We start from the raw sequence: 13918 nt of genomic DNA on the forward strand, positions 1-13918 counted from the left end.
AAATTGAAATTAAAAGCCAAGATTTACACCGACCAAGTAGGTCCTTGCGGATGGATAGCCATTCCAGTCAATCCTGAAATTAGCATCTCCATTTGGATTCAGTGCCGGATCAAATCCATCATAATCGCTTAATGTCAACAGGTTTTGTCCTGTTACATATATTTGGGCAGACCGGATAAATGTTTGCGGCAATGTATATGTAAGCCGTACTGTTTGCAGTTTAATGTAAGAGGCATCTACCACCGTGCGGGAATTAAGCGCATACGCTTCCTGATCACTTGAATCTATAAACGAAGGTTGATCGTTTGTTGGATTATCAACGGTCCAGCGGTTTAGAAGCGGCTCTGCCAATTTATTGGTACGTACCGTTGAAACATACGGGAAGTACGTTTCCAGCAGATTTCCATTTACCATTTTCACACCGGAAACTCCTTCGATAGAAACATGAAGCTCCCAGTTTTTGTAATTAACTGTATTCCCGAAACCCCATGTAAAATCAGGAATGGAATTACCGAGGTTTACCCTGTCTTCTGCGCTGATGGTGCCATCACCGTTTGTATCGTGGAATTTCCACTGGCCAGGCACGGCATCGTAACCTGCGGCTGCATCCGCTTCGTTGGTTTGCCAGACTCCGTCAACTTTGTAACCATAAAACGAATAGATAGGCAGACCGGGAGTTATGATGGCCGCATTACCTGATTTGGTTGGGATGCTTCCGGTTAGAATTCGCTCGATGTCACCTCCCAAATCCTTAACCTCATTATTCAAAGTGGCCAGGTTTAAATCTGATCTCCATGAAAAGTCTGTGGTTTCTACATTATAGGAGGTCAGAGATACTTCAAGACCTTTGTTTACCATCCTTCCAATATTTACCAATTTGCTGCTATAACCGGATGATCGTGGAACCGGCAAACTGATCAGCATATCCCGGGTATTTTTCCAGAACCAATCTACCGAACCCGACATGCGGTTATCGAAAAAGCTGATATCAAAACCGGCATCAAATTGTTCGGTGGTTTCCCACTTCAAATCGGGATTGGCAATTCGGGAAGGCTCTAACGTATTTACAAATTCGTTATCGAGAACAAGTGTACTACCGGAGCTAAATGTAATGAGTGATCGGTTGTTACCAATTTCCTGGTTTCCGGTTTCACCCCAGCTGGCTCTCAGTTTTAACATTGAGATTTTGTCCCGCAATGGAGCAAAAAATTCTTCCTGGTCAATTAACCAGCCTACCGATACGGAAGGGAAGAAACCGAACCTGTTATCTTCACCGAACCGGCTGGAACCATCAATCCTGTAACTCGCCGTTAGATTATATTTATCTTTGAACGAGTAGTTTACCCGGCCGAGATAAGACAGCAACGTATTTGTGTTTTTAGAACTGGATGCATCCAGAGTAGACTGCTCCGCCAAATCCATATTATACGCCTGGGTTGCATCGGTGCTAAAACCGGAGCCTTGCAGACTGCTGTATTCTTTTATGAATTTTTGGGTGGTAATCCCTACAACGGCATCAAATCTGTGATCCTCAATGGTCTGCTTATAATTGATGGTTCCTTCTGCGAGGTAATTATAAAGGCCCGCATCGTATACAGTGGCAATACCACCCAGTGATTTTCCTGTAACGGTTGTTTTATCTTTATAGATATTCTTTTTCTCATTACTAATATCTCCGCCGGCATTTACTTTGACGGATAAACTTGGAAGGATAAAATATTCACCATACAGAGTACCGAAGTACCTGTATCTATCTGCATCCATATTTGTACCGTTGATGAGAGCTACAGGATTATCAAGGTTTGCGAATTGAGTAACTACATATTCACCGGCATCATTATAAACTGCGATTGTAGGATCATAGAGTTTCGCTGCATTGACTACCCCGGATCGCTCATTTACATCGAAACCGAATGGGACAAACTCATCTTCTATATAGCTGACGTTTGTATTGAATCCCATTTTAAACTTGTCAGATGTATACTGAAGGTTGAAACGTGCATTGTACCTGTTATAACTTGATCCTTCAATCAGTCCATCCTGGGATGTATTATTAACAGATACCAAATATGTAGTGTTGGGATTACCCCATGAAAAAGACAAATCATGAGTTTGCATAGGAGCATTATCCCTGAAAATCATTTCCTGCCAGTCTGTACCACCATTTTGGATGCCTGTTACACGATCTGATTCGCCGCCTTCTCCCAAATCAATCAGGGAATTGACAACTTCTTGATATTCCTGTGCATTTAAAAGATCCAATCTGTCATGAGTGTTCTGAATACCAAAACTGCCACGGTAGTTGACTTGAAGAGCTCCTTGCGAACCTTTTTTTGTCGTTACCATAATTACACCATTCGCGCCCCTGGAGCCATAAATAGCTGTAGCAGAAGCATCCTTCAAGATTTGAATGGATTCGATATCAGAGGGGTTGAGAGCACTTAAAGGGTTACGGGGAGAACGATTTGTAGGAATCTGGTTTCCCGTACCGCTAATAAGAACAGAGTTATCAATGGGCAGCCCATCAATTACATAAAGAGGAGCCGTTCCACCGGTAATAGAACCAACACCACGAATGTTAATAGACATACCTCCACCCGGTTCACCCGTATTTTGCACGACCTGAACACCCGGCGCTGCGCCTTGCAAAAGTTCGTCTACAGATTCAACAACACCCTGGTTAAAACGGCTGTCATCTAGGTTCACAACAGAGCCGGATATGTCTCTTTCCCTCAGAGTTCCATATCCAACTACTACCAACTCGCCCCCCATAATTGCCGCAGGTGCCAGTAGTACATCAATAACAGATCTGCCATCAATGGGAATTTCACTTGTTTCGTATCCTACATACGAAAACAACAGTGTATCTGAAGGGCTGGATGAGGGCAAAACATACTCCCCATCTAAATCTGTTGTGGTTCCACGAACAGTCCCTTTTATCATTATATTAACACCTGGTAGTGTTTCACCAGTCTCACTATCGGTAACTTTACCCGTTACTTCGTGATCCTGGGCCATACCTGCTGTTGTCATAAGTAACAAGACAAAAACTAACAGCATCAGTTTGTTATAGAGCATCGGTTTCTTCATTTCTTCTCCAATTTAAAAGCGCTTACAATGTAATCGTTTACATTTAAAATGTAAATATCCCCCATACTTAAATCAAGAACTTGTTGAAAAAATAAAAACATTGGAATAATTGTTTTAAATCCAAAAAATCTACCTTTAACAACTTTTAACGGCAAATAATATATATTTCAGAGCAAGAGGAAAGACGTTTGAACATCTTTCAAAAAATGAAATACGTGTGTAATGGATTTGAAAGAATCAGAAAATAAATTAGATATTTGTAATCGTTTACAGACATAGGTGTCATTTATTTCCAATCTTTTCCATCAACTGATTATACATTCGTTTTTTGATCGGTTCCACTCCTTTTTTGTCTGCTATATTTTCCACATAGAACGGATCGGTTGACAGATCATACAATTCTTCTGCAATGATTTTATGATCTTCTTTGCGAACCCAAATATTGTAGCGATATCTTTCATCCCGGATGGAAGAGCCAATAATCTCATATGCCGCGCCTCCCTGGAGCGGCCGTGTTGTCTGGGAAACAGCAAAGGGTTTAACATCAGCCTCAGGATTTTTTAAAACGGGTACAAGCGAAACACCTGACAAATCTTTTTTCATGGGTAAACCCGCCCAATCAACCAGTGTTGGATAGATATCAATCATCTCCACAATGCTGTCTGATTTTTTCCCCGGATTTTTCAAATCGGGTGTTTTAATGATAAAAGGGACCCGGGTACCCAGCTCAAAAGTAGTCCATTTTCCAAACTGACCATGTTCGCCTGCGTGGTATCCGTGATCTGACACAAAAACGACCGCTGTTTTCTTATCAAGATTTAATCGTTTCAATTCGTCGAGAACCTTTCCTATCTGGGCATCCACAAAACTTATCGATGCCATATATCCATGCCGCAATTCCAGTTTTTTGGATTCAGGAATGGGTCCTTCCTTCGGCACATCGGTATAACTTCTGGCCTCGTTTGAATTTACATAGGCCAGATCAGGCACGCCGTCTACCGGGGCCGTGTAGCGTGGTGGTGAGGGTAAATGATTCCGGTCGTACAAATCCCAATATTTTTTGGGAGCATTGTATGGTAAATGAGGTTTCCAGAATCCTACCGCGAGGAAAAATGGTGTTTCCTGTAATTCTCTCAGTTTATTAACAGCAGCATTGGCAATTCGACCGTCAACATAGGCTTCGTCGGGAACATCTTCCCGCTGAACAGCTGGCCCTTTTTTTAAATCGTAATGCCACTGATAGGGCCGTCCCGGAACATACCAATCGTGAAAATGAGCAGCCCAGTGATAAAACGGAGTTTCAGACCACGACTCAGGATCTCCTTCCTTAAACTTCTCGCCCCAATTGTGATAAATTTTTCCAATGCCGGCAGAGTAATAGCCATTTTCTTTAAAATATTGGGGAAGTGTTTCTATTTGAGGATACATCTCCCGAAAGCTCTTACTGAGTCTCTGGATATCTAATTCATTTGGCCGTTTGCCCGTCATGATGGATGCGCGCGACGGATTGCATAATGGATTTTGCACATACGCCCTTGTAAAAGCACGTCCCTCAGAAGCTAACTTATCGATATTGGGAGTTTGCAATCCTTCTGCTCCATAGCTTTCAACAAGCATATTAAGGTCATCAACAATGATAAACAGTACATTTTGTTTATCTGATGGTGCACTTTTTGATTGAGCATGTATTGTGGTTGTCAGCGAGAGTAAAGCTACAAGGCAAAAAATTATTTTTTTCATGTCACATTTAGTTAACGGATAATGTGTCTAATAAAGAATCATTGAGTTGATTCATATGGTTTTTTATTTCACGATCCAGTTCTTTTTTGATGTCTTTCACGCTCTGTCGGGAATCGTAAATCAGGTTAATATTCTCTTCCGGATCTTTGGCGATATTGTACAATTCATCTCTTTCAGGATTCCTAAAATCTTCCACTAACTTCCACTCTTTTGTGCGATAAGCCCGCATATAAGACTGAGCATAGTTGATCATGGAATATTCAGCGTAAATATCGGTTCTCCAGTCATTTACAGTTTCACCCTTCAGAAGAGGAACCATACTTCGGCCGCGGACAATTTTCCCTTTTGGCATATCTGCGCCAGCCATTTCGAGAAGCGTGGGAAACCAATCGAGGCTGGATACGATCTCCGATACTTTTGTTCCCGGCTCTACCACGTCCGGCCAGCGGACAATTACAGGCACTCTTAATGACAAATCATATAAATTTGGCCTGTATTTCTGTCCAATATTTGGCTCTTTTGGTGGCAGATGCTTCGTTACCCAAATTCCATTTCCTTTATGGAAAATCCCGTTGTGGCCCATATTATAGCCATGATCGGACGTAAAAATCACAATGGTATTATCTGCGATGTTCAGCATATCAAGTGTATACAGCAAGCGCCCGACATTTCTATCCACACCGCTGACACTTGCAAGGTATTCCCGCATCATGCGTTTTACCCGTTCTACATCAAGATCCGGGAAATCAGGATTGGGGATATCGGGATCCAGATCTTTGTAAGGTTCCCAATCGGCTTCGGCTACAGGTAACCAGGCACCATGCGGAGCCCGGTAATGAACACTCAATAAAAATGGTTTATCCGAATTTCTTTTGAGAAACTCAATGGCTTCATCTGTAAGAATATCCGTTGTTAATCCTTTAAACGTTTTTACCTCTCCGTTTTTTTCAAGAGGTGGATCCACAGGTGACGTTCCGCCACCCGTCAAACCCATAAAATAGTCGTACCCGTTATTAGTAGGATGGTATTTGTTTGAAGGATCAGCCGTCCAATCCCCTAAATGCCACTTCCCTATCAGCCCGGTCGTATATCCATTATCTGACAATACTTCCGGAAAAGTAATGGAAGCGGGATCCAGTCCAACCTCATTTTCAGGATCATATAATCGATGGCCCGGCTGCGGAATAAAGTCGGCAATGCTAAACTCGCTGGCGTATCTGCCCGTCATCAGTGCAGCCCGGGCGGGACTGCATACCGGAGTGCTCACAAACGCATTTTTAAAATTCGCACCTTCGCTAGCAAGGCGATCAATATTCGGCGTGGAAGCCTGCTTGTTGCCATTCGCCCCGATCGTCCAAACGGCCTGATCATCTGTATAAATAAACAGGATATTTGGCTTTTTTTCCTGAGCATGAACGTGCGTTGAAATCAATAAAAGCAGAACCAGTGAGTGGATAAATTTCATTTTTGAAGTAGATCTAAATAGTAATAGAGGCCGATCCATTTGAGCAAAATGAACCAGCCTCCATTGTATAAAATTTCGACTAATTAATAACCAGGATTCTGCTCAAGATTTGGATTTGCATCTAAAGCAAACTGGGGAATTGGATGGCGTACATGATGAGGCTGAGCCGGCAGTCCTCTTTCCTGGGCTTTTTGAATGAAAAGTCCGTGACGAATCAGGTCATCTCTTCGTTTTCCTTCCCACCAGAATTCCCAGCCACGTTCGTCAAGAATATGACCGCGAAGACCGTCTTTGGATGGATAATCCGCCAAGGTAATATCTTCCAATCCGGCTCTGTTTCTTATCTGGTTGATTAAATCAACGGACTCCTGGTTTGGCCCGTTTAATTCATTTAGAGCTTCAGCTCGTGATAATAAGATATCAGCATACCGGATATCGGGAATATCATTTCCGTAGGCGGGACCGGCATAATCATCTGCGGGCCAATATTTAAACGGACGCACATTGTCATTTGGCGGTAACAGGTTGATGAGCTCACCGTTTGTATTTACATATTCCCGGATAATCAGGTCGGTTCGGTTGTCATTTGGCTCGAACGAGTTCCAGAATTCATCGCGAATCCGAAACATAGTGGCAAAATTTCTACAACCGTCACAAAACTCTAATCCCGTACGGGGATTACTCTGAAAACCTGTTGGCCATGCGAAGTTCATAAAACTGATGTTGGCAGATCGGCCGAGATCGGCACGTCCTGTCCGGGCCCAGATAATTTCCTCATTTCCTTCATTGGCAACCTGGAACAGGCCAAAGTATGAAGGGAATAAATCAAATGTTCCCAGATCCATAATTTGCTTGGCCATATCGGCTGTTTTTTGCCACTGCTTTGTATTCAGGTAAAGCTTTGTAAGGAATCCCATAGCCGCAGCTTTATGAGCCCGGCCATATGCTTTTTCTTGTCCGTAGGGTGGCAAGCCGGGAATGGCTGCAAGAAGTTCTGATTCTATAAAACTGATCATTTCTTCTTCTGTGGCCCGTGGAAGTTCCAGTTCCTGATCGGTGCTGGTGCGTAACGGTACGGGACCAAAAACCATATACAATTTATAGTATGCAACAGCCCTGATAAATCGTGCTTCTGCCCGGATCAGCTCTTTATTTGCGTCACTAATATCGGCATCATCAATATTTTCCAGGAGAATATGAACGTTTCGTATTGCCTGGTAGGGCTGGTTCCACATAACAGCATACATGCTGCTTCCCACGCCATCCATGATAAAATCCTGGAAGTTCAACGCCCAGTTACCTATTGCGCCGGCTGTTGCAAACCCAACATCCGTCATAATTTCCAGGGATGTTAACTGCTGGGCAGCATCATTTCCGCCTACCATGGCCAAATTTTCGTGTGCACCATATAACACAGCCTCTATTCCTTCAAGAGATGCAAATGTGTTTTCGGGAGCCGTTTCTGAGAATACCTCCGGATCAAGTGCTGATTCACCACATCCATTTGCTAACACAAGGGTTATTGCAAGTACTAATCCAAATGCGATTAACTTTGATAATTTCATAATTATTCGTTTTAAAGTTTAAAAAGGGTTTTTAGAAGCCGAGATTAACACCTATCAAGTAGGTAGTAGCTGATGGATAGCCATTCCAGTCGACTCTGAAATTTGCGTTACCATTTGGATTTAAAGCGGGGTCAAACCCTTCATAATCAGAAATGGTTAACAAATTTTGTCCGCTTACATATATCTCAGCCGACCTTGCTAAACCTTTGAGTATATCCGGAGAGAGGTTATAACTTAACCGAACCGTTTGCAGTTTTATGTATGATGCATCCACAACTGTTCGTGAATTCACAGACTGTGCAAGCTGGTTCACGTTCAAATACGATGGTTGATCATTGGAAGGATTCTCTGGTGTCCACCGATTCAGGAACGGTTCAGCCAGCCTGTTTACCCTTACGCCCGACCGTGGGAAATAATTCTCCAAAAGGTTTCCGTTTATCATGCTGATGCCGTGCACGCCTTTAAAGAAGAAGTGAAACTGAAAGTCCTTATAACTAAGCGTGTTTCCAATCCCCCAGCTAAAATCTGGAAATGAATTACCAAGAATTACCCGGTCATCACCGTCTATAATTCCGTCATTATTTACATCTTTAAATTTGAAATCGCCCGGATTGTTGATATTTGATACGGCCGAGAAATCATCCCCTTCCTGCCAGATTCCTGTTACTTCATATCCAAAGAACGACCGAAGTGGCTGGCCGGGAATAATAATGGCCGAATTTTCTGAGGATGTTGGAGTATTACCCGTAAAAATCTGGTTCAAGCCTCCGAGATCCGTCACCTCGTTTTTCAGCGTGGAAAAGTTTAAATCGGTACTCCAGCTAAACTCTTTTCCGGAAATATTGTAGGAAGTAAGAGCAAATTCGAGCCCTTTATTCGTCATCCCGCCAATATTAACCAACCGGCTGCTGTAGCCGCTTGATGTCGGAATAGGCAGGTTCAAAAGCATGTCATAAGTATCTTTTTGATACCACTCAATAGCACCGGAAAATCGGTCGTTCAGCAGACTGAAGTCCAGGCCAATATTATATTGCTCCGTGGTTTCCCATTTCAAATCCGGATTGGCAATTCGTGATGGATTCAAACTATTTGTGAACTGATCGTCCAGTACATAAGGTCCGCCGGAATTGAAAGTAGTTAAATAACGGTTGTTACCAATTTCCTGGTTACCCGTTTTCCCCCAGCTTGCCCGTAATTTCAGCATACTGAACGTATCACTGAGCGGACTGAAAAATTCTTCCTGATCAATCAGCCAGCCTAATGATACGGATGGGAAATATCCGAATTTATTACCGGGACCAAATCGGCTGGAACCATCAACCCGGTACGATGCAGTAATAATATATTTGTTTAAATACGTGTAGTTGATACGCCCGAGATATGACAATAATTTATTGCTCGACTTATTGCTGTCCACAACCAGCGTAGACCGGTCAGCTAATGAAAAATTATCGGCATTGGTTGCATCCGTAATAAAATTATTTGCCTGCATGCTGCTTGTTCGTCTCAAAAATCGTTGAGTAGTAAGCCCTAATACAGCATTTATCGTATGGTTTTCAAATGATTCCTTGAAGTTCAAAGTCCCTTCAACCAGGTAATTTGATTGTGTTCCTTCGTATGCGGTAGCAACGCCTCCTAATGAATTACCGATAATCGTGGTTCTGTCTTTATAAACGGATTTATCTTCATTATTAAAATCCCCACCAACATTCACTTTTGCCGATAGTTGAGGCAGAATAAAATATTCTCCGTATGCCGTTCCGAAGAATCTGTAGCGGTTTCCATCGATGTGATTTCCGGTTGTAATGGCTTCCGGGTTATCAATATCGTATAACTCGGTGATGTAATAATTTCCATCTTCATCCCTGATTGGCCGTGTGGGATCCCACAATTTTGCAGCATTAATAGCACCACCACGCAGGTTTACATCAAAACCGTTTGGTACCAGTTTATCTTTGATGTAACTGGCATTTCCGTTAAACCCAAAATTGAAGTTATCTGTACTGTGAGCGAGATTAAACCGAGCCCCATACCTGTCGAAAGAGGTATTTTCTACCAGGCCTTGCTGCTGCGAGGTATTCAATGCCACTAAATAAGTTGTATTAGCATTCCCCCAGGAAAAATTGATATTGTATTTTTGTGAGGGTGCATTTTCGCGGAAGATCACATCCTGCCAATCGGTTCCTCCACCTATTATTTCGGTCACTCTTTCTGATTCTTCACCACCGCCTGCATCAATCAAAGAATTAATACCTTCCATATATTCCTGTGGATTCAGAAGGTTCAATTTTTGATGCACATTCTGGAAACCAAATTGTGTATTAAAATTTACCTGGAAATCTCCGGCAGTCCCTTTTTTGGTTGTAACCAAAATAACACCATTCGCACCTCTTGACCCATAAATGGCCGTAGCTGAAGCATCTTTTAATACTTCAATCGACTCAATATCCTGTGGATTTAATGCACTTAACGGATTTCTTGGAGAAGGATTGGATGCCACTTGGTTTCCCGTTCCGGAGATCAATACAGAGTTATCAATAGGAAGGCCATCAATCACATACAATGGAGAACTTCCTGCATTAATAGAACCCACTCCCCTGATATCGATGGACATTCCCCCACCGGGTTCACCACTATTTTGTACAACCTGAACACCCGGCGCCTTGCCTTGTAAGAGTTCATCAACGGACGAACTTACATTTTGATCAAATTCATCCGGATTTACCCGCGATACAGAGCCGGATATTTCTCTTTCTCTCAGGGAGCCATATCCTACAACTACAAGTTCATCACCCATAATTGCTGCAGAAGACATCTCCACATCAATAACACGTCTTCCATTTACAGCTATCTCATTAGATTCGTAACCGACGTACGAAAAAATAAGTGTATCACTGTCTGCAATAGAGCTAAGATTATAGCTTCCCTGTAGATCAGTGGTAGTCCCCTGCACCGTTCCCTTTATCATAATGTTCACCCCGGGTAGTGTTTCTCCGGTCTCAACATCGGTAACCGTTCCCGACACCTCATGACTTTGCGCCATCCCCAAAAGAGGTATCGCCAAAAAAAAGATAATGGCTAATAGCATTGTATTTTTATCGAGCATAAAATTCTCCAATTTATCGTCGCTTTAGAAGCGCTTTTATAGATTTGTAATGTAATCGTTTACATTATAAATGTATAAGATTCACTTTTCGTTGTCAAGAAAAATATTCACGGAAGTTTTTTTTATTTTTTTAACCAAAGACACTTTTAAGGTATTTAAAAAGGCTTTTTTGGAAAGAAAGGAAATTTATTTTCATTATTCACTACATAAAATAAACTACATTTATGGAGTAAATTGTCTTGAATAATGATTTTACACGACCATGTACTGTAACCGTTTACATTACCAGAATATCTATTTTTTAGGATTTTTTTAGTTCGATTAACCCACATTACTCCCACATGATCCACGGATAACCAATTCCGGATTTAAAACAACGTCCACCCGATTTGAATCCCCATTGCTTAAGCGTTTTATTAACAGTTCTGCAGCATTTACTCCCAATTCAAAGCCAGGCTGTTTTACTGTTGTTAATGGAGGAATCAGAGCCTCTGACCACACGGAATCATCAAATGCAATAATAGCTAGATCATCAGGAATCGTTAATTCTTGCCTATAAATCTCTTTAACACATCCAAGAGTCATCAAGTTATTGGTTGAGAATACAGCTGTTGGAGGATTTTTCAAGCTCATAAATTTCTCGATGGCCATTCTTCCCCCGGCTTCTATATAATCGCCATAAAAAATCAGATCGTTGTCCACTTCGATTCCCGATTCTTTTAACGCCTCCCTGTATCCGAAAAGCCGTTCCTGTGTATTGCTGAGTCCTTTAATACCGGCTACAACTCCAATGCGGCGGTGTCCATTCTGGATAAGCCGATTTACTGCTTCGTAGGCTCCTTTTTTATTATTCAAGGATACTGAATCAATTTTCAAGCCCTTTAGCTTTCTGTCTACCATTACCATCGGAAAACCATCGTCAACCAACTCCTTGAAAAAATCTAAATTCCCGGTTGTAGGGACAATAATGACCCCTGATACTTTCTCAGACAACATGGCATTCAAAAAGAATCTCTCCTTCTCCGGGTTTTCATTGGTGTTACAAATCATCGTCACCAGCTTATTCTTCGATGCCACATCCTCCACACCTTTGGCAATACTTGAAAAGAACGGGTTATCAATATCCGTGATCACGAGTCCTATTACCAGCGAATCGGTCTGTTTCACTTTCATTCTCCTGGCAACATGATTCATCCTGTAGTTCATTTCATCAACTACTTTCATTACGCGTTTAGCCGTTGATTTCCTGACTTTATCGGATCCATTCAACACCCGGGAAACGGTTGCAGTTGAAACACCCGCAGCCTTTGCAATTTCTTTTACCGACATTTTTTAAACTCTTCTTGGTTGATAATTACAATATTCACTTCTGCTTTCCAGTGCTTTTCCAAGCCTAAGTCGCATAAACCTATTGGCTGCAGACAACTCTAAGTATAAGAAAAAATAATGTAACCGATTACATATTTGTTACATTTTGAATCAATCGCAGTAACCCAGGAATCGCTGTCCAGTTTTCGGTTATCGGCATGAATTAAAATGAGTTACAACTAACAGCAGAGACTCGAAAAATCAACGATTACTCCCCTAAACTGAAAGCAAAGCAAGTCTAATAAAACAAACAATTTATCTAAATTCAGCGAGTAAAAATGATTTGAATGATTTGAACTCTTTGTGAATCGGAACAGATTTCTTCTCTCTCTCAAGCCAGACTTTCAATCTTTCAGGAATCTCAATTCGATTGTTGATTTCCGGTTCAATCACATCTCTGAATTTTACCGGGTGGGCCGTGGCCAGCGTCACCAGGGGAACATTTTCTCCTTTCTCCTTTTGATATTCTTTTGCCGCACGGTAGCCAATAGCCGTATGCGGACAGAGCAGATATCCCTCTTCTTCAAACACTTCGCGAATGGTTTCGCGAGTTTGCTCATCGTTGTACGAATATCCGGTCAAATGATTTCGAATAGCTGAATCCGAGTAATCAAAAAGATGCTGGATTCGTGCGAAATTACTTGGATTCCCAACATCCATCGCATTGGAAATGGTTTGAATGGAATCCCGGACTTTAAACTGATTTCCGTTCAGATATTCGGGTACAACATCATTTACATTTGTCGCCGCCAGGAAATGTTGCACCGGCATTCCCATTTTCATGGCGAGAAGTCCGCCGGTCAGGTTCCCAAAATTACCACTTGGCACGGAAAATACCGGTTGACCGATTCCTTTCTTCTGAAGTTCAGCCAAAGCAAACGCATAGTAAAATGATTGAGGTAAAAGTCTTGCAATGTTGATGGAATTCGCAGAGCTCAACTGCATTCCATCATTCAGCTCCTCATCTGTAAATGCCTGTTTCACAAGGGATTGGCAATCATCAAAAACGCCGTCAACTTCAAGAGCCGTAACATTTTCCCCGAGTGCTGCCATCTGCTGTTCCTGGAGTTTGCTCACTTTTCCTTTGGGATAAAGCAGGCAAACATTTACGCCGTTCACCTTGTAAAATCCATGAGCTACCGCACTTCCGGTATCTCCGGAAGTGGCGACTAAAATAGTTACCTCCTGCTGTTCCTTTCGGGCCTTTTCCGAAAAGAGGCGAGCCATAAAACGCGCGCCAAAATCCTTAAATGCAAGTGTGGGCCCGTGATAGAGTTCAAGCACAAAATGATGATCTGCCAATGATTTGACCGGAACCGGAAAATTGAATGTATCGTCGATAACGGACTGAAGCTCAGCATCCGACAATTCATCTTTCAAATATGGTTTTGCCATTTCAAAGGCGATCTCATGAAAACTCAAATCGCCAACAGATGACCAAAAAGAATCAGGCAAGACAGGAATCTCCTCCGGCATATAGAGTCCGCTGTCAGGCGCTAACCCTTTTCGCATCGCTTCGAGAAAGGAAACCGGTTCAGATTTTTTATTGGTGCTTATAAATTTCATACTGCAGGAATGCAAATT

Annotated in this window: 7 protein-coding genes; all 7 read right to left on the reverse strand. The window is 42.2% G+C overall.

The genetic code is table 11. The annotated features are described in order from the left end of the window. Positions 1-9: 9 nt before the first annotated feature. The 7 genes from L0B18_RS00400 to thrC all read right to left on the reverse strand — a co-directional run bounded on the left by L0B18_RS00400 (position 10) and on the right by thrC (position 13900). Entirely contained in the window at positions 10-3090 is a 3081-nt protein-coding gene (locus tag L0B18_RS00400) for a SusC/RagA family TonB-linked outer membrane protein (protein ID WP_234567116.1), read from the reverse strand. Positions 3091-3372: 282 nt separating this feature from the next. Next, positions 3373-4830, reverse strand: a complete 1458-nt coding sequence (locus tag L0B18_RS00405; RefSeq protein WP_234567117.1) for a sulfatase — start codon at positions 4828-4830, stop codon at positions 3373-3375. 7 nt (positions 4831-4837) lie between these two features. Further along, positions 4838-6295, reverse strand: coding sequence for a sulfatase family protein (locus L0B18_RS00410; protein WP_234567118.1), 1458 nt, complete (start codon positions 6293-6295; stop codon positions 4838-4840). Positions 6296-6378: 83 nt separating this feature from the next. After that, complete coding sequence (locus L0B18_RS00415) at positions 6379-7860, reverse strand: RagB/SusD family nutrient uptake outer membrane protein (RefSeq protein WP_234567119.1); 1482 nt, start codon at positions 7858-7860, stop codon at positions 6379-6381. A gap of 31 nt (positions 7861-7891) precedes the next feature. Further along, positions 7892-10966: a SusC/RagA family TonB-linked outer membrane protein gene (locus L0B18_RS00420; protein WP_234567120.1), complete on the reverse strand. Its 3075-nt coding sequence runs from the start codon at positions 10964-10966 to the stop codon at positions 7892-7894. A 321-nt stretch (positions 10967-11287) separates the two neighbouring features. Then, the gene (locus L0B18_RS00425; protein WP_234567121.1) at positions 11288-12295 is read right to left on the reverse strand and encodes a LacI family DNA-binding transcriptional regulator; all 1008 of its coding nucleotides are present in this window, start codon (positions 12293-12295) and stop codon (positions 11288-11290) included. Between the two features lie 294 nt (positions 12296-12589). Further along, on the reverse strand, positions 12590-13900 hold the full coding sequence (gene thrC, locus L0B18_RS00430; protein WP_234567122.1) for a threonine synthase: 1311 nt from the start codon (positions 13898-13900) through the stop codon (positions 12590-12592). Positions 13901-13918: the final 18 nt, after the last annotated feature.

The sequence above is a fragment of the Rhodohalobacter sp. 614A genome (assembly GCF_021462415.1).
Taxonomy (GTDB): domain Bacteria; phylum Bacteroidota; class Rhodothermia; order Balneolales; family Balneolaceae; genus Rhodohalobacter.